15 protein-coding genes are annotated in these 16372 nt (G+C 71.4%); 6 read left to right on the top strand and 9 right to left on the bottom strand.

Annotated features, from left to right (window positions below; genetic code table 11):
• Positions 1 to 59 precede the first annotated feature (59 nt).
• The 4 genes from ACWFR4_RS14195 (at position 60) to ACWFR4_RS14180 (ending at position 3618) form a co-directional block, all read left to right on the top strand.
• On the top strand, positions 60 to 956 hold the full coding sequence (locus ACWFR4_RS14195; protein ID WP_453652599.1) for a dihydrodipicolinate synthase family protein: 897 nt from the start codon (positions 60 to 62) through the stop codon (positions 954 to 956).
• Positions 957 to 1015: 59 nt separating this feature from the next.
• Positions 1016 to 2017: a proline racemase family protein gene (locus tag ACWFR4_RS14190; protein ID WP_453652597.1), complete on the top strand. Its 1002-nt coding sequence runs from the start codon at positions 1016 to 1018 to the stop codon at positions 2015 to 2017.
• A 92-nt stretch (positions 2018 to 2109) separates the two neighbouring features.
• The gene (locus ACWFR4_RS14185) at positions 2110 to 2793 is read left to right on the top strand and encodes a GntR family transcriptional regulator (protein WP_453466558.1); all 684 of its coding nucleotides are present in this window, start codon (positions 2110 to 2112) and stop codon (positions 2791 to 2793) included.
• A gap of 141 nt (positions 2794 to 2934) precedes the next feature.
• Positions 2935 to 3618: a DUF6629 family protein gene (locus tag ACWFR4_RS14180; RefSeq protein ID WP_453652595.1), complete on the top strand. Its 684-nt coding sequence runs from the start codon at positions 2935 to 2937 to the stop codon at positions 3616 to 3618.
• On the opposite strand, the gene ACWFR4_RS14175 is transcribed toward ACWFR4_RS14180, so the two are convergent.
• Positions 3560 to 5356 (bottom strand): acyl-CoA dehydrogenase, encoded by a 1797-nt coding sequence (locus ACWFR4_RS14175; protein WP_453652593.1) that lies wholly within the window; start codon positions 5354 to 5356, stop codon positions 3560 to 3562. The genes ACWFR4_RS14180 and ACWFR4_RS14175 overlap by 59 nt on opposite strands.
• 164 nt (positions 5357 to 5520) lie before the next feature.
• Here ACWFR4_RS14175 and ACWFR4_RS14170 point away from each other — a divergent pair, with 164 nt between their 5' ends.
• Positions 5521 to 5949, top strand: a complete 429-nt coding sequence (locus ACWFR4_RS14170; RefSeq protein WP_453466552.1) for a hypothetical protein — start codon at positions 5521 to 5523, stop codon at positions 5947 to 5949.
• On the opposite strand, the gene ACWFR4_RS14165 is transcribed toward ACWFR4_RS14170, so the two are convergent.
• The 6 genes from ACWFR4_RS14165 to ACWFR4_RS14140 all read right to left on the bottom strand — a co-directional run bounded on the left by ACWFR4_RS14165 (position 5863) and on the right by ACWFR4_RS14140 (position 13958).
• Entirely contained in the window at positions 5863 to 6393 is a 531-nt protein-coding gene (locus ACWFR4_RS14165; RefSeq protein ID WP_453466550.1) for an HIT family protein, read from the bottom strand. The two genes, ACWFR4_RS14170 and ACWFR4_RS14165, sit on opposite strands and share 87 nt — an antisense overlap.
• A complete protein-coding gene (locus ACWFR4_RS14160) occupies positions 6375 to 8609 on the bottom strand; it encodes a TIR domain-containing protein (RefSeq protein WP_453652591.1) in 2235 nt (744 codons plus the stop codon). Before ACWFR4_RS14160 ends, ACWFR4_RS14165 begins: the two co-directional genes overlap by 19 nt.
• Complete coding sequence (locus ACWFR4_RS14155) at positions 8606 to 9691, bottom strand: TIR domain-containing protein (RefSeq protein WP_453652589.1); 1086 nt, start codon at positions 9689 to 9691, stop codon at positions 8606 to 8608. Before ACWFR4_RS14155 ends, ACWFR4_RS14160 begins: the two co-directional genes overlap by 4 nt.
• A gap of 85 nt (positions 9692 to 9776) precedes the next feature.
• Positions 9777 to 11276 (bottom strand): branched-chain amino acid ABC transporter substrate-binding protein, encoded by a 1500-nt coding sequence (locus tag ACWFR4_RS14150; protein WP_453652587.1) that lies wholly within the window; start codon positions 11274 to 11276, stop codon positions 9777 to 9779.
• Positions 11273 to 13258 (bottom strand): hypothetical protein, encoded by a 1986-nt coding sequence (locus ACWFR4_RS14145; RefSeq protein ID WP_453652585.1) that lies wholly within the window; start codon positions 13256 to 13258, stop codon positions 11273 to 11275. The genes ACWFR4_RS14150 and ACWFR4_RS14145 overlap by 4 nt, the downstream gene beginning before the upstream one ends.
• A gap of 157 nt (positions 13259 to 13415) precedes the next feature.
• Complete coding sequence (locus ACWFR4_RS14140; protein WP_453466539.1) at positions 13416 to 13958, bottom strand: MarR family winged helix-turn-helix transcriptional regulator; 543 nt, start codon at positions 13956 to 13958, stop codon at positions 13416 to 13418.
• Positions 13959 to 13997: 39 nt separating this feature from the next.
• Between ACWFR4_RS14140 and ACWFR4_RS14135 the strand changes: the two genes are divergently transcribed.
• On the top strand, positions 13998 to 14921 hold the full coding sequence (locus ACWFR4_RS14135) for a DMT family transporter (protein WP_453652583.1): 924 nt from the start codon (positions 13998 to 14000) through the stop codon (positions 14919 to 14921).
• A gap of 9 nt (positions 14922 to 14930) precedes the next feature.
• On the opposite strand, the gene ACWFR4_RS14130 is transcribed toward ACWFR4_RS14135, so the two are convergent.
• Together ACWFR4_RS14130 and ACWFR4_RS14125 are read right to left on the bottom strand one after the other, a co-directional pair.
• Positions 14931 to 15407 carry a thioesterase family protein gene (locus ACWFR4_RS14130; RefSeq protein WP_453652581.1) on the bottom strand — a complete coding sequence of 159 codons (477 nt, stop codon included), beginning with the start codon at positions 15405 to 15407 and terminating at the stop codon, positions 14931 to 14933.
• The gene (locus ACWFR4_RS14125; protein WP_453652580.1) at positions 15404 to 16372 is read right to left on the bottom strand and encodes a 3-hydroxyacyl-CoA dehydrogenase NAD-binding domain-containing protein; all 969 of its coding nucleotides are present in this window, start codon (positions 16370 to 16372) and stop codon (positions 15404 to 15406) included. Before ACWFR4_RS14125 ends, ACWFR4_RS14130 begins: the two co-directional genes overlap by 4 nt.

Below are 16372 nucleotides of genomic sequence, written 5' to 3'. Positions count from 1 at the left end.
CAGACCGGACATCCGTATCCATCAGTGCCATGTCACACGCCACAGAGGAGACACAGCCCATGACCACGTCAGATCGCAGCCCCTGGCACGGCGTCCTCGTAGCGACGCCGCTCCCGCTGAACGACGACCTCTCCGTCAACTACGCGAAATTCGCCGAGCATTGTGCCTGGCTCGTCGAGAACGGCTGCGACGGGGTCGTGCCCAACGGCTCGCTCGGCGAGTACCAGGTGCTCACGCCGGAGGAGCGTGCCAAGGTCGTCGAGACGGCCGTCGCCGCGATCGGCGGGCAGCGCGTGATGCCCGGCGTCGCCGCCTACGGCTCCGCCGAGGCCCGCCGCTGGGCCGAGCAGGCCAAGGACGCCGGCTGCGCCTCCGTGATGCTGCTCCCGCCCAACGCGTACCGCGCCGACGAGCGTTCCGTCCTCGCCCACTACGAGGCGGTCGCCGCGGTGGGCCTCCCCGTCGTCGCGTACAACAACCCCATCGACACCAAGGTCGACCTGGTACCGGAACTTCTCGCGAAGCTGCACCGCGAGGGGTTCGTCCGCGGGGTCAAGGAGTTCTCGGGAGACGTGCGGCGGGCCTATCGCATCGCCGAACTCGCCCCGGACCTCGACCTGTTGATCGGAGCGGACGACGTCCTGCTCGAACTGGCCCTGGCCGGCGCCAAGGGCTGGATCGCCGGGTACCCGAACATGCTGCCCGCTGCGTCCGTCGAGCTGTACCGCGCCGCCGTGTCCGGCGACCTCGCCACCGCGACCTCCCTCTACCGGCAGCTCCACCCGCTTCTGCGCTGGGACTCGCGCCCCGAGTTCGTCCAGGCCATCAAGCTGTCCATGGACATGATCGGCCGCCACGGAGGCCCCTGCCGCCCGCCGCGCATGCCGCTTCTGCCGGACCAGGAGAAGGCCGTGCGCGCCGCCACCGAACAGGCGCTCGCCGCCGGCCTCGTCTGAACCACGCGACCGCACTCGCATACGTCCACCGCATCCACTTCCAGGGAGCAGCTTCCGACATGCGCAGCAAACTTGTCCTGCACGCGGTCGACTCGCACACCGAGGGCATGCCGACACGGGTGATCACCGGCGGCATCGGTACCGTCCCCGGCGCCACGATGAACGAGCGCCGCCTGTACTTCCGTGAGCACCGCGACGACATCAAGCAGCTCCTGATGAACGAGCCGCGCGGGCACGCCGCGATGAGCGGAGCGATCCTCCAACCGCCGACCAGGCCCGACTGCGACTACGGCGTCATCTACATCGAGGTCTCCGGCTACCTCCCGATGTGCGGGCACGGGACGATCGGCGTCGCCACCGTCCTCGTGGAGACGGGCATGGTCGAGGTCGTCGAGCCGGTCACCACCATCCGCCTCGACACGCCCGCCGGGCTCGTCGTCGCCGACGTCGCCGTGGAGAACGGCGCGGCGAAGTCCGTCACCCTGCGGAACGTGCCGTCGTTCTCCGTCGGCCTCGACCGTGAGATCACCCTCGCCGACGGACGCACGGTCACGTACGACCTCGCCTACGGCGGCAACTTCTACGCGATCCTGCCGCTCGACCAGTTCGGCCTACCCTTCGAGCGCGAACGCAAGGACGACATCCTCGCGGCGGGCCTCGCCCTGATGGACGCGATCAACGCCAAGGACGAGCCCGTACACCCCGAGGACCCGTCCATCCGCGGCTGCCATCACGTCCATCTGTACGCGCCCGGGGCGACCGCCCGGTACTCCCGGCACGCGATGGCGATCCACCCCGGCTGGTTCGACCGCTCGCCCTGCGGTACGGGAACGAGCGCGCGCATGGCCCAGCTGCACGCGCGCGGTGAACTGCCGTTGCATACGGAGTTCGTGAACGAGTCGTTCATCGGCACACAGTTCACCGGACGGCTGCTCGATACCACCGACGTGGCCGGGACCCGGGCGGTGCTGCCCAGCTTCACCGGCCGCGCGTGGGTGACCGGGACGGCCCAGTACCTGCTCGATCCGGACGACCCCTTTCCGGCGGGATTCGTCCTGTAGCGCCAGGTCTGCAGCGTCAGATCTGTCCCGCAGCACTCCACCTGCCACGGGATACTTGTGGAACGTGACATGGCACCTAGGAGGACCACCCCATGGCCGACCGGCGCAGCGCCCCGTCCGCCGCTCCCGCTCTGCCCAGCCTCGGCGGGACGCGCAGCAGCTACCGCGAGCGGGTCGCCGACGCGCTGCGCGCCGCGCTGATCGCGGGTGAGCTGCGGGCGGGCGAGGTGTACTCGGCGCCCACCCTCGCCGTCCGCTTCGGGGTGTCCGCGACCCCGGTGCGCGAGGCCATGCTCGACCTCGCGAAGGAAGGTCTCGTCGACGCGGTGCCGAACAAGGGCTTCCGGGTCACCGCCGTCTCCGAGAAGCAGCTCGACGAGTACAAGCACATCCGCTCGCTGATCGAGATCCCGACCACGGCGGAACTCGCCACCACCGCCGACCTCGCGGCACTGGAGGCGCTGCGCCCCGTCGCGCGGGAGATCGTCGACGCGGCGGTGGCCGGCGACCTCATCGCGTACGTCGAGGCGGACATCCGGTTCCACCTGGGGCTGCTCGCCCTCTCCGGCAACGACCACCTGGTCGAGGTGGTCGGCGACCTGCGCAAGCGTTCCCGGCTCTACGGGCTGAACGCGCTGGTCGAGGCGGGCCGTCTGGAGGCGTCGGCCGAGGAGCACCTGGAGATCCTCGACGCCCTGGTCACCCGCGACGAGGAGGCGGTGCGCGCCGTCATGACCCGCCACCTCGGGCACGTGCGAGGGCTCTGGGCGCAGTAGGCCACCGCCGGGCTGATCGGCCGCGTGACCCGCCGCTCCCGTGTCGGCGCGGCGGGCGGCGGCCCGCGGCGTCGTAGCGTGGCCGCACTGCGGACGGCGACGGGCGTCGGCGCGCACGACCCGGAAGGGTGGTGATGTGGCATGTGCTGGAGCGCGACGGCCGATCTCGTGGCGGGCACCGCGATCGCCACCGTGGGTGCCGTCTGCGTCGTACGGACCTTCCGCGCGCGACGGCCCCGTGATCTGCCGCTCGCGGCATTGCCGCTGCTGCTCGGCGCCCATCAGATCGTCGAGTCCGTCCTGTGGCGGTCCGGTGGCGGGACGGGTTCCGCCACCCTCGCCTGGGCCGTGATCGCCCTCCCGGTCCTGGCCCTGTGGGTGCCCGCCGGGGTGGTGTGCGCGGCGCCCCGGCGCGCCCGTGGGCTGCTGCTGATCCCGCTCGCGGCCGGGGCTGTGACCGCGGCGGGACTCGCATACGCGCTCGCGACCCGCACCGTGACGGCCGAGATCCGCGGGCACGCCGTCGGGTACGCCCTCGGCCTGCCGCACGCCGGGCTCCTGGTCGCCGGGTATCTCCTGGCCACGGTCGGCTCTCTGCTCCTGTCCGCCGACCGCGGCCTCGTACTGCTCGGTGTGCTGGTCGCGGCCGGCGCGGCGGTGTGTGTCGCGCTGTGGCGGTGGGAGTTCGTCTCGACGTGGTGCGCGTTCGCGGCCGTCTGCTCCGTCGCCCTCCTCCGGTGGACAGGCCGCAGCGCCGGTCAACCGGTCAGAAAGCATCCTCCGCGAGGTCGACAGCCGTCCGGTCCAGGGACTCCAGAAGGCTGAACTGCGCCTCGGTCTTGGGCAGTTCATGCCGGAAGAAGTATCGGCACGCGCCGCGCTTGCCCTGGTGGACGGCCTCGGTCCCGGGCGCCGCGGCCAGCAGCTGCTCCAGCCACATCCAGGCGACCACGACGTGTCCGACGGCTTCGAGGTAGACGCTCGCGTTGGCCAGGGCGGTCTCTGGGTCGCCGGTCGACCACAGGTGCTGGGTCACGGCGACCGCGCGGCGTACGGAGGTGTCGAGCCGGGCGCCGTACTCGGCCGCCTCTCCGCCCGCTTCGGCCGCGCGGGCGGTCGTCGCCGTGACGCGCTCCACGAGCAGGCGCAGACCGGCCCCGCCGTCCATGACGACCTTGCGGCCGAGCAGGTCGAGACCGTGGATGCCGTGGGTGCCCTCGTGGATGGGGTTGAGACGGTTGTCGCGGTAGAACTGCTCGACGTTGTACTCGCGTGTGTAGCCGTAGCCCCCGTGGACCTGGATCGCGAGGCTGTTGGCCTCCAGGCACCACTGCGAGGGCCAGCTCTTCGCGATCGGCGTGAGCACGTCGAGCAGCAGGCGGGCCTCGGCGCAGGCCTCGGGCGTGGCGCCGGTGTGCTGCTCGTCGAGGAGACGGCCGCAGTACAGGGTGAGCGCCAACGCGCCCTCGACGTAGGCCTTCTGGGCCAGGAGCATCCTGCGGACGTCGGCGTGCGCGAGGATCGGGACCTGCGGCGCGGCCGGGTCCTTGCCCGCGAGGGGACGGCCCTGCGGGCGCGTGCGGGCGTAGTCGAGAGCGTGCAGATAGCCGGTGTAGCCGAGGGCGGTGGCGCCCAGGCCGACGCCGATCCGGGCCTCGTTCATCATGTGGAACATGTAGGAGAGCCCGCGGTTCTCCCCGCCGACGAGGTATCCGACGGCGCCCGGCGCGCCGCCCGGCCGGTGGGCGCCCTCACCGAAGTTGAGGAGGGTGTTCGTCGTGCCCCGGTAACCCATCTTGTGGTTGAGGCCTGCAAGGACCACGTCGTTACGTTCACCCAGCGAACCGTCCTCGTGTACAAGGACCTTGGGGACGATGAACAGCGACAGGCCCTTCACGCCGGCCGGCCCGTCCGGGGTCCTGGCGAGGACGAGGTGCACGATGTTCTCCGACAGCTCGTGCTCGCCGCCGGAGATCCACATCTTGTTCCCGAAGAGGCGGTACGTCCCGTCCTCCTGCCGCTCGGCCCGCGTGCGCACATCGGCGAGCGACGATCCCGCCTGCGGCTCCGAGAGGCACATCGTGCCCAGGAACCGGCCCTCCACCATGGGGCGTACGAAGGTGTCGATCTGCTCCTTCGAGCCGTGTGCCAGGACGAGGTTGGCGTTGCCGATCGTGAGGAACGGGTACGCGGCCGTGCCGACGTTCGCGGCCTGGAACCAGGCGAAGCACGCGTCGGCGACCACCGACGGCAGCTGCCCGCCGCCCACCTCGTGGTCCATGGTGCTCGCGATGAGCCCCGACTCCCCGAAGACCCGGAGCGCCTCCTTCACCTCGGGGATGATGTGCACCCGCTCCCCGTCGAAGGTGGGCTCCTGCGCGTCGTTCTTCTTGTTGTGCGGGGCGAAGTGCCGCGTCGCGATCTGCTCGCTCAGCTCGAGCGCCGCGTCGAAGGTCTCGCGGGAGTGGTCCGCGTACCGGTCCCGGGACGTGAGCGCGCAGACGTCGAGCCACTCGTACAGCAGGAACTCGAGATCGCGGCGGGACAGCAGCAGGGATGCCATGCGTTTACTCCAGGCGCACTGGTGGTGACGGGCGGTACGGAACCACGGGGCCGGCGGGCCCCGCCCGTACAGCGTACTAAGCAGTCGCTTATTTCGGCCAGTAAGTGACGGGGGTAACGGCGCCGCGCGCCCCTGGGTAGGGTTCCGCCCGAAGGGGGAATGCCGTGACAGGGGAACCTGCGAGCCGGACAGTTCTGGAAGACGGGCAGATCAGGCACCTCGAACTGATCCAGGCCGTCGTCGCGCGGATGGGCAACAACTCGTTCCTGATCAAGGGCTGGGCGCTGACCCTGATGGGTGCGCTGCTGGCCTTCGCCGCCGGGAACGAGAGCCGGACGGTGGCGGCCACCGGCTTCGTCCCCATCGTGGCGTTCTGGCTGCTCGACGGGTACTTCCTGTACAAGGAGCGGCTGTTCAGACGGCTCTACGACAAAGTGCGGCGGCCGGGCAACGGCATTGAGCCCTTCAGCCTCGACGCGAGCGCCGGCGCGGAGCGGGCCGGCGCGCTACGGGCCGCGGGTTCCCTGACGGTCGCGCTCTTCTACGGCGGCCTCGCCCTGGCCCAACTCATCGCCCTGGCCGTCCTGTTCTAGAGCCTTGGACAGCCGGCTCGCCGCATCGTCCAGGACGAGGGGTGACTCGTCGGCCGGGGCGGGCCAGATGGGACCCATCCGGTCGTTCGCGAACCGCGGGACCACGTGGACGTGCAGGTGCGGCACGGTCTGGGTCGCGGCGGCACCCGACGACTGGATGACGTTGAGCCCGTCGGGCCGGAACACCGTACGCACGGCGTGCGCGACCCGAAGTACCGTACGGGTCACGGCCGTTGCCGTCTCCTCGCCCAGCTCCCAGATGTCCTCCAGGTGGCGCCGCGGCACGACGAGGACATGGCCGGGATGGACCGGGCGCAGCGGCAGGAAGGCGATGACGTCCGGGTCGGCGGCGACCAGGCGGGCCGGTCCTGTACCCGCGGCGATGTGGCAGAACGGGCAGTCGCGCGCCGGTCTTCGGTTCGGTGTCACGTGTGATGGGGCCATGCCGCGACGATACGGTCCACCAGTTTGTGCACCGCGGTCACCGTCTCGTCGGGAGCGGTGGCACCGCCGGGGTTGACCAGGGTGAGCGCCCGTGCCATGGCGCGGAACAGGTCAGGGGTGGTCTGGTCGTAGGCGAAGTTCACGAGCAGGTGCACCCGTCTTCTGAGCGGGTCGACGAACTGCGTGACCGCGGGACGGTGCGCCTGGTCGACGTCCCGGAGCACGGCCTCGACCCAGGGCGTGTACCGCGTGGGCTCGCGCAGCGGTCCGGTCGTCAGTGCCTCGATCAGCCGGGCCTTGTCGGAGGCCGCCGGGGGAGTGGGGGCGGTCACGGGCGGGGGCTCTGTGGGTCGTACCGGAGGCTCGGGCCGGTCGGGAGAGACGCGAGGGTCCGGCACGAGGGAGAGCGCGGGGGTGCGCTCGGCCTGCTCGGGGGGCGCTGGATCCGGTTCAGACTCAGGCGTCGGGTGCGTCTGCGGCTGCGGCTCGGGATGCGGCTGTGCATCTCCCCTGCCAGGGCCCGAGCCCGCCTTGGGGCCCGACAGTGATGTGTCCCCCGTGTCCCACTCGCCGAACGCGAGCGGAATGTCCCGTACGGCGTCCGCGTCGAGCGCCGGAAGATCGCGGTCCGCCGCGTCGATCATGGTGTCGGCGAGCCTGCGGACGAAGGCCGCGGCCTTCTTCTTGTCCTCGCGCAGCAGGTCGATCAGGTTGTCCGGGGCCTTGCTCCCGCCGAACAGCGCGGGCGAGCTGTACTGGATGGCGGCCAGATCCTTGGGAAGCGGGCCGCGGGGCTTGACCCAGAACAGCGGCAGGATGGCGACCGGCTCGTCCCCCGGCGAACGCCCGGCCCGGCGGGCGCGCTCCGTCATCACGGCCCACTCCCGCCGGCACCACTCGCTCTCGAAGTAGTCCGCGGTGATCAGCGCGACCAGGAGCCGCGTCGAGCGGATCGCCTCGACCATCGGTTCCCGCCAGGTGAGGCCGAGTTGGAGACTGCGGCGGTCCAGGAAGCCCGTACTCGTCACGTTGCGGCCGCGCTTGATGCGCAGCTCCTGTTCGAGCTGCGCGTGGAACTCGGCGACATGGTCCTGGTCGTCCTCCCGGTTCGCGTAGCTGGTGAAGAAGAACGGGGCATCGGCGGGGCGTGGGGGCAGCACGGCGCGTATCGGCTCCTTGTTGTCGTTCCAGTTCGCCGCCGCCGGGCCGATCAGCGCCCGGACGAGCTGCGCCGCGTGCCGACCGGCCCTGTCCTCGAAGGCTTTGGCGAGGGCCAGCAGGACATCGGGAGCGTCCCGGCTGAGGGCGATGGACACCAGGCCGACGACGCGCGTGCGGATGGTCTCCGTCTCCGACGGCAGGCCGGACGATACCGCCGCCCGCCGGTCGATGGCCTCGATCCAGGCACGGTAGCTGGGGAGGTCCCTGCAGACCGGGGAGGACAGCAGGGTGTCGATGAGAGTCTCCCGGTCCTGGGCGCTCATCCGCACATGGCCCGACGGCTGCGGCGGTGCCGGCCGCGTGGGCGCGGGCGCGAGCCGCACGGCGTCGGCGAGCGTGACGCACGCGGCGGGCGGGGTGCCGCGGCGGATCTGCTCGGCCACCGCGATGATCTGCTGCGGATGTCCCGCGAACGTGCGGGCGAGATCCTCGGCCACGGGCTGCCGGATCTCGGCCAACTGACGGAAGAGACTGGCCACTTCGGGCGGATCGAGGTCACCGACGGGCAGCCGGGCGGCCTCGTCCCATCCCCCGCCCGGCGGGCGGGAGGTGACCAGGATCCGGGCGTCGCCGGCCGGGAAGAGGTCCTGGATACGGTCCGGATCGGCCACGTTGTCGTACAGGAGCAGCCACTTGTCGTCGGGCCGTTCGGGGATCTCCGTGACGCGCAGGACCTCGCGGTACCGGGTGTGCAGTTCGTGCGTCCCGCGCTCGATCAGCTGACGCAGCCGGTGGGGATCGCTCTCGTGCGAGCAGTTGAACCACCAGGCCACGCGATAGCGCATGCGGTAGCGGTGGCAGTAGGTGATCGCCGCCTCCGACTTGCCGTACCCGTGCTGACGGTCGGCCGGGTCGTGGAGGAGGACGGCGCGATGATCCTCGAACAGGTCGTGGATGGCGGCGATCTCTTCGTCACGGCCGACGAACGGGGTCGCCTGGACCGGCAGGTTCGATATCGGCGGCGGATCGGTGGCGGAACGTCTCGACCCGGTCAACGCGCTCCCCCCGCCGGGTCGCGGGGCGCCGCACCCGCCGTGTCCATGACTCCTTCGCGGAGCCGTTCGGCCTGGTCGGGACCGGAGCCCTCCAGCATCAGGACCTTGACACCGCGTACGAGAACGGGCCGGGGCGCCGCGTCGATCTGTACGGCGACGAGCCAGGACGGGTCCGAGGCGGGCGGATCGAAGGCGGCCTCCCAGTCGGTGGGGGCGGTGTTCCCCGCGTCGAAGTAGCTGCGGGAGAAGACGACCACGACCCGGTCGGCCCCGTCCCGTGCGCGCTCCACGGCCTGCGACAGGGTCTCGCGCCCGACCCGCCGGCGCCGCTGCCGCACGGTGTGGCCCTCCTCGCGGAGCACGCCGTCCATCCAGTCGGCCCACGCCTGGTCGGCACCGACGTAGCTGATGGCGACCGAGCGTGGCTCACCGGCGGCGCCCTCGTGCCGGGGGTCGGGCTGCTCGGGCACCCTGAGCCGGGGGTCGCTTGCGCTGGTCGCACCCTGCGCGGAGCCGAACGCGGGGAGCGTGTCGCGCGCTTCGTCGTCCCCGAGCGGTGCCAGCCCGGCGCGCCCGGCCTCCAGGATGCTCTTCGTCAGCTGCTCGACGAACACGTAGTACCGCTCGTCCGCGCCCGGGTCCGACGACGACACCAGGGCCTCCAGGCCCTGCTCCCTGAGCCAGTCGAAGGCGCCGGGCCCGGGGAACGACTCGGAGCGGCGCACCTCCTGCGGGATCAGTCTGTCGGCCACGGGCTTCCAGCAGACCGGAATGAGACAGCCGGGGACCTGGATGCCCTCGATGTTCGCGCGGTGGCGCATCCGGGACTGGATGACGGCCCACTCCAGGCCGCAGCCGCGGTCCAGGAAATACCTGGGGGAGTAGAGCGCGATCATCACGCCGGCCTTGGTGATGGCGCTGCTCGGCACCGTGTCGGGGTTCATCGCCGCGCCGAGCGCGCCGCTGATGCCGTAACCCTCCTGCGCCCGCAGCCGGTACTCCAGATCGGCGTGGAAGCGGGTGAGCGCGGGCCAGCCGTCGCCACGGGTGCAGCTCGTGTAGAAGAAAGCGGATGGATCCACGCGCCCTCACAAACTGCCGCCGGGGCCGGCCGGTTCAACACCCCTGAGAATAAGCCGGGTTGAACGCCGTGGGTAGCGGGACGCACTACCCGCCCGTGGCCGGTTCGCCCCCCGGCGCCGACACGTCCACCAGCTCAGACTCGCCCTTCGGCGTGAGCCGCAGGATCGGGACCGCCTTGTCACGCGGGTCCCCGTTGTCCTTGAACGACAGGAAGCCGCTCGCGCCGGGCACCTTGCGGTCCCCGTCGAGCTGGAGGAACATCCGGCCGACCGAGCGCCCCGTCACCTCGCCCTGCCAGTTGGACGCCATCCGGATCGCCTGCGCCGCCGTGAGCACCGCGTCGTGACCCATGATGTCCTGGCCGTCGTAACGGGCGTCGCCGGGGAACCACTTGTCGAGAGGGCCGCCCGGCTGGAAGCTGCCGGCCGACGGTCCCGAGACCGCCCCCGGGTCGTTGCGCCACATGTCCGCGTGGGCGAGGCCCGTGTAGAGCATGGTCACGCCGGTGCGTGCGGCGGCCGCGAGTTCCTTCGGTGTCAGGTTCGTCGTGTCGTCGCCGGTGAGCACGGTGAAGTTCCGCGACTGGCAGGTGCGGTTGGCGAGCGCGTTCAGAAAGTGCGACAGATGGCGTCCACGCCCCGCGAAATAGACCACTTCGGGCCGCTCACCGCACAACTGCTCGGCCGTGTAATGAAGTTCGTTGGGCCAGGCCGAGGGCACCGAGGAGTCGTACGTGATCCGGTCCGCGACGAGGCGGTGCTTCTTGTCCGGGTACTCCGCGCTGAACGCGTCGCCGAGGGTGGACGCGTAGAGGTCGTCCTTGTCGGCGTCCTGGATGACGACGGCAGTGCGGTACTTGTTCTTCTGCCGCTTGAGGTACGCGGCGCCCGCCCGCGCCTCGTCCGCGTTGGTCGGCGCGACTCGCACGAAACCCTGTATTCCCCTGATGTCGGTGGCCGTCATGATGCTGGAGACCGTCGCGATGCCGCTCTTCGACAGCTTGCGCAGCGCCGCCACGTCCGGGCCGGTGCTCGGACCGAGGCCCGCCACGGCGACGAGCCGGTCGGGAGCGCTCTTGCGGGCGATCAGCTCGTCGACCGTGTGCTCCCAATGGCGCGCCCCGCTCCCGGTGTTGGCGACGAGCAGCCGGATCTTCGGGGAGGCCGCGAGGTCGCCCTTGTTGTGCCGGATCTGCGCAAGATAGGCGCCTTCGAGCTCATGCCGAACGGAGTCCTCGGAGTTGCTGTCGTCGTCGGTGACCGTGAATGAGGTGAGATAGGCGACGGTGACGTACGGGTCCGTGCCGCGGTGGTCGTAGACCCGCTTGTTCTCCTCCTCGATCTTCTTCTCGACCCGCTTGAGATGTCCGGCGAACGCGAACGAACCGTCGGTGACTCCGACGCACTCCCGGTCCGGGTCCACATGCGTCACGCCGTCGGCGCAGCGGGCGCGGGCGTCCGAGACCTTGTCGACTATCACGAATCCGGCGACGGACAACACCACCGCGAGCGCCACGCCGGCCGCGACCAGCTTCACCGTCCGCCAGGACCACTCGCGCCACCGGGGCCAGGCCAGAGGGCTCATGTCCCGCTCCCGAGTATCGACGACGTACGGGTGGGTGTCGCGAGCCGGTAGCGCTCCGCCTCGTTGACCAGAGCCACGTTGTAGTTCCTCCACAGTCGGGACAGGTGCACGAAGCCGTCGGCGAGGACCGGGCTGAGCTGCCTGCCGGGATCCGTGAGCGGGTCGCTCCACAGCCAGCGCGCCACCACCAGGTCGCGGATCACGGCGGGGACGGTGACCTGGTCGCCGGGGTCGGACGGCGCGAGCCGCGCCCGCAACTCCAGCGGGCCGCCGGGGTGGGCGAGACGGTTGGGGGCCGCGGTGATGGTGTGGAAGGCGCTGAGCCACTCCTCCGTCCGCGCCGTGTTGCGCAGGGTCACGAGGTACTCGGCGACCTCGTCGACCTTTTCCAGCGCGAGAAGGTGGTAAAGCTCCTGAACGCGCTGCTCCCCGCTCGCGTAGTGCTCAGCGAGGACCTCGTGCGCGGTGTCCCAGGCGCCGGCCCGCCCGGCCAGGTGCCACAGCAGCATCCGCCGGAGCCAGGGATGGAGGGACAGGGTGCCGGGAGCACTCAGCAGCCAGCGGCTGCGGATGTCGGTGAACAGCTCCGCGCCGCGGCCGAGCAGCTGCGCCCCCACGAACAGGTCGTCGGCCGCGGCGCATTGGGCGAGGCGGTCGCGGTCCGCCGCGTCGAAGCCGGCGAGCAGGTCGTCGAGCGCGGCGTCCACGAGCAAGGGCTTGCGTCCCCCGGCCGACACGGTGCGCTGCGGCAGGTCGCGCAGCCAGAGGTTCTGCTGCGGCCCGGGCACCTGGGGAACATTCGGCCCGCCGAGCACCTCGAAGACCTGTTGGACGGCCTTGGGCAGACCGCCGGTGAGCCGGTGGACGAACGGCGCGAGCGTGGTGAACGGACCGAGCTCGGGGTGCGTGTTGAGCTGCTGTTCGACATGGATGCGCACCTCCTCCCGGTCGAGGTCGCGCATGCGCAGCGGATACCACCACGTGTCCTGGCCGTCCCCGGACGGGCGGTGCTCGCGCCAGTCGGCGAGCGAGGCCCGGTCGGGCTCGCGCGGCCGCCACGGCCACTCCTCGCCGGTCGCGGGGCCCCAGCGGGGCAGCCACCGGTTGCAGCCGGCTACGACGGACAGCGGGTCGCACGGGCGGCGCCCGAGCACCGTGTCGTCGTGCCGGGACTGGAGCAGCAGATCGAGGAACTCGCGGCCGTGGTCGGTGTGCGTCTCGTCGAGCAGCACCAGGTACGAGCGCGGCCGGAAGGGCCCCTTGACGCTGGTGCGCAGGTCCTCCAGGAAGGCTGCGCACAGGAGTTGGTCGAGCCGGAGCTTGTCGCGCTCGTCGCCCTGGTGGCGCCAGCGGTTGAGTTCGAGCAGGGCATCCCAGGGGTCGGAGCTGTGGGTGAGGCGGTGCTGTCCGAACCACGCGGCGGCCGAGTGGTCCCAGCGCCCGGCCCAGGACCGCGCGGACGTGTCGGTCGCCGTGGCAAGCAGCGCACGTGCGCTCCGGCTCGCTCCGTCAGGAGCGTCGATCGATGCCTGAGCGACCGTCAGATAGGCGCCCAGGTAGTCGCCGTGCTGGTGCTTGGCCTTCTTCTCGAGGTCCGCGAGGGCGGCCCTGATGCCGCGCTGTCCGCCGGTGAGGGCCTGGTGTGGAAGGTCCTGGTCGGAGGCGAGCAGCCCCAGGGTGAGACGCGGGAACGAGGTGTGCCGGTAGCTCGGCAGATTCCGGGCCAGCTGCCGGGCGAGGAGGCCGAGGGCGTAGCGCGGCAGCAGCTCCTGGCCCGACGTGAACTTGACGTATCCGAAGGGGTATTGGGTCCCGAACTGCTCCATCAGAACGCACAGCAGCTCACTGGTGCCGCTGCCGCGTGGCCCGAGCAGCATGGTCAGCGGACGCTCCGCGGCGCGGTCGAGCGCAAGCGTCGACTCCACGAGCGAGACGATGCCTCCGCGCCCACGCACGCCGGTGACTGCCGAGTGCTCCGTCACGCCCAAATGCTCCCTCGTATCTCGATGATCTGCAGGGCATCAGTGCAGCGAGAATGCCACAGGAGGCACTCCGCGACGTCAAGTATTCAGGCTTCCCGTGGAGTTGGCTGATCTTTGGCGGGAGCGGCTCGCGGCTGTTGCCGGCGCGGTCCCGATGTCAGGCGCCGCGCGGCGGTTCCACGCGGGCCAGCCACGAGGTGAGCAAGGACTCCAGGTGCGCGGCCTCGTCCGGGTCGAGGGCGTCCAGGAGACGGCGTTCGTTGGTCATGTGCTCGCTGAACGCGTCGTCGATCAGGTCCCGGCCCGCGGGTGTGAGGGCCACCACCCGGCCCCGGCCGTCCCCCGCCGCGCGGCGGCGCGTGACGAGGCCGTCGCGTTCGAGGCGGTCGATCCGCTTGGTCATCGCTCCGGTCGTGACCATGGTGTGCGCGGCCAGCTCGCCGGGGGCCCGCTCGAAGGGCTCGCCGGCGCGGCGCAGCGCGGCCAGGACGTCGAACTCGCCTTCGCTCAGGCCGTATCGCCGGTAGACGAGGCACAGCTGCTCGGTGAGCAGCGCGCCCAGGCGGTGCAGGCGGCCGATGACTCCTTGGGGGGTGACGTCGACGTCCGGCCGCTCGCGGGCCCACTCGGCCTGGATGCGGGCGATGTGGTCGAGGGGCCGACCGGGGCGGTGGGGCCCGTGGGGCTGTTCCGGGGGCATGGCTTCACTATAGCTTCCATGGAAGACATAATGTCTTCCATGGAAGCTACTCTGCGGTGGACGATGGTCACGGCGATCGCGCCCGTGGCATGGGGAACGACCTACTTCGTCACCCACGCCTACCTGCCCGCGGGGAACCCGCTCTACGGGGCGGTGCTCAGAGCCCTCCCGGCCGGGCTGCTGCTCCTGGCGGTCCGGCGCGAGCTGCCCCGCGGATCGTGGTGGTGGAAGTCCCTCGTCCTCGGCGCCCTCAACATGGGCGCCTTCTTCGCCCTGGTCTACGTCGCGGCGCAACTCCTGCCGACGAGCACCGCCTCGACGATCATGGCGACGTCCCCGGTGGCCATGATGGCCATCGCGTGGGCGCTACTCGCCGAACGGCCCAGCCCGGCGCACCTCGTGGGCGCCGCCGTCGGGACCGCCGGCGTCTGCCTGATGCTGCTGACCGGGGCCACGTCGGCCGACCCCCTCGGAGTCCTCGCCTCCGTCGCGGCGATGGGCATGTCGTCCCTCGGCTACATCCTCGCCAAGCGCTGGAGCCACGCGTCCGACGTGCTCGCGTCGACGTCCTGGCAGCTGATCGCCGGAGGGCTCCTGCTACTGCCGTTCGCAGTGATGGTGGAGGGGGCGCCGCCGTCGCTCGACGCGCCGGCCGTCCTGGGCTTCGGCTACGTCACCGCCGTGGCGACGGCGCTCGCGTTCGCAGCCTGGTTCGCGGGCCTGCGCCACCTGCCCGCCGCGACGGTCGGACTCGTCGGGCTGCTCAACCCGGTGACCGGGGTACTCCTGGGCACGCTGGTCGCGGGGGAGTCGCTCACCACGCGTCAGGTGTGCGGCCTGCTCCTGGTCCTCGCCGGAATCCTCATCGGCCGACGGGTGCGCCGCGCCCCGCGCATCCGAGGCGCCGCGGGACCGGCGACGGTGCCCGCCCCCGCTCCGGGGGCCGGGCACCGTCGTGAGTGAACCGCGGGTCTACACGGCCGCGATGGAGCGGCCCGCCCACTCGGGCGGTGCCTCGGTGAGGGCGGTGAGGCGCTCGCGGACCTCGTCGGGGAAGGGTGCCGCGCGCCCCTCCTTCTGGTCGACGTGCACCGCGAGCAGCTCCGTCGTGGCGACCGGCTGCGCGCCCTCGGCGGGTGCCGAGCCCGGGGCCGCGACGACGTACATCTCGTGGGTGAAGCGGGCCTTCTTGGCGGCGGCGCCCAGGACCCGGGTGCGGACGGCGAGGGTCGCTCCCTCCGGGACGTCGCGCAGATAGCGCAGGTGGGACTCGACCGTGTACAAGGAGCAGCCCGTGGACTCGCGGTACCCGGAGTGCAGTCCCGTCTCGATCATCAGGGCGTCGGTGGCGTGCCCGAAGACGAGGACGTAGAACGCCTCGCTCATATGGCCGTTGTAGTCGATCCATTCGGCGCGGACGGTGCTGTGCAGCAGGGGCAGCTGTGTCACGTGCCGGCCTCCTTCCGGGCGCCGGGCAGGCGGCCCGTCGCGCGCAGTACGTCGATGACGCCCTGGTCGCGCTCGGCGACGAGGTCGGCGATGGTCCGCCCGGCTGCCGCGTCGTCGCAGCCGGCGACCACGGCGTCGTACAGCGACTTGTCGAGCTCGGGGGCGTCGAGCCGGGTCCACGGCGACTTCAGCGAGGGGCCGAAGTGGTCCAGCATGTGCGCCATGCCGCCCTCGCCGCCCGCGAGTGCGAACGTCAGCATCGGGCCCATGAACGCCCAGCGCAGGCCGGGTCCCTCGGTGATGGAGTCGTCGATCTCCTTCACGGTGGCCTCGCCGTTGGCGACCATGTGGAGGGCCTCGCGCCACAGCGCTTCCTGGAGGCGGTTGGCGATGAAGCCGGGGACCTCGCGGTCCATGGTGATGACGGACTTGCCCGCCACCTCGTAGAAGCGGGAGGCCCACGCCACCGCCTCCGCCGTGGTCCGCTCGCCGCCGACCACCTCGACCAGCGGGATGAGGTACGGCGGGTTGAACGGATGCCCCACGACAAGGCGGCCCGCGCCCTCGGCGTCCGTCTGCATGTCGGTCATCGGATAGCCGGACGTGGACGAGGCGATGACGACTCCGGGCGGTGTCGCGGCGTCCAGGCGGGCGAGCAGATCGCGCTTGAGGTCCAGTTCCTCCGGGGCGCTCTCCTGGACGAACTCGGCGTCCGCCACGGCCTCTTCGAGGGTGTCGGTCACCGTGAGACGGTCCGTGGACGCACCGTCGGCGAGGCCCAGCTGGGTGAGCGCGGGCCACGCGGCGTCGACCAGACGGCGCAGCCGCAGCTCCGCATCCGGCGCCGGGTCCCAGGCCGTGACGTCGTAGCCGCGGGCCAGGAAGTGGGCGACCCAGCCGCCGCCGATCACTCCGGCGCCGACACAGGCGACGCGGCGTACGTTCTCGGGTTCGGGTGACGTCAT

It is taken from the genome of Streptomyces sp. NPDC055140 (assembly GCF_053607285.1).
Note: the sequence above shows the minus strand (reverse complement) of the source record. Positions and strands in the feature narration are given on the sequence as shown.

What these genes read in the sequence shown, in the direction of transcription:
- ACWFR4_RS14175 (WP_453652593.1), bottom strand. Translation starts at nt 5,356, where the DNA reads ATGGCATCCCTGCTGCTGTCCCGCCGCGATCTCGAGTTCCTGCTGTAC.
- ACWFR4_RS14140 (WP_453466539.1), bottom strand. Translation starts at nt 13,958, where the DNA reads ATGCCCCCGGAACAGCCCCACGGGCCCCACCGCCCCGGTCGGCCCCTC.
- ACWFR4_RS14125 (WP_453652580.1), bottom strand. Translation starts at nt 16,372, where the DNA reads ATGACGTCACCCGAACCCGAGAACGTACGCCGCGTCGCCTGTGTCGGC.
- ACWFR4_RS14185 (WP_453466558.1), top strand. Translation starts at nt 2,110, where the DNA reads ATGGCCGACCGGCGCAGCGCCCCGTCCGCCGCTCCCGCTCTGCCCAGC.
- ACWFR4_RS14180 (WP_453652595.1), top strand. Translation starts at nt 2,935, where the DNA reads ATGTGCTGGAGCGCGACGGCCGATCTCGTGGCGGGCACCGCGATCGCC.
- ACWFR4_RS14150 (WP_453652587.1), bottom strand. Translation starts at nt 11,276, where the DNA reads ATGAGCCCTCTGGCCTGGCCCCGGTGGCGCGAGTGGTCCTGGCGGACG.
- ACWFR4_RS14195 (WP_453652599.1), top strand. Translation starts at nt 60, where the DNA reads ATGACCACGTCAGATCGCAGCCCCTGGCACGGCGTCCTCGTAGCGACG.
- ACWFR4_RS14165 (WP_453466550.1), bottom strand. Translation starts at nt 6,393, where the DNA reads ATGGCCCCATCACACGTGACACCGAACCGAAGACCGGCGCGCGACTGC.
- ACWFR4_RS14135 (WP_453652583.1), top strand. Translation starts at nt 13,998, where the DNA reads ATGGAAGCTACTCTGCGGTGGACGATGGTCACGGCGATCGCGCCCGTG.
- ACWFR4_RS14190 (WP_453652597.1), top strand. Translation starts at nt 1,016, where the DNA reads ATGCGCAGCAAACTTGTCCTGCACGCGGTCGACTCGCACACCGAGGGC.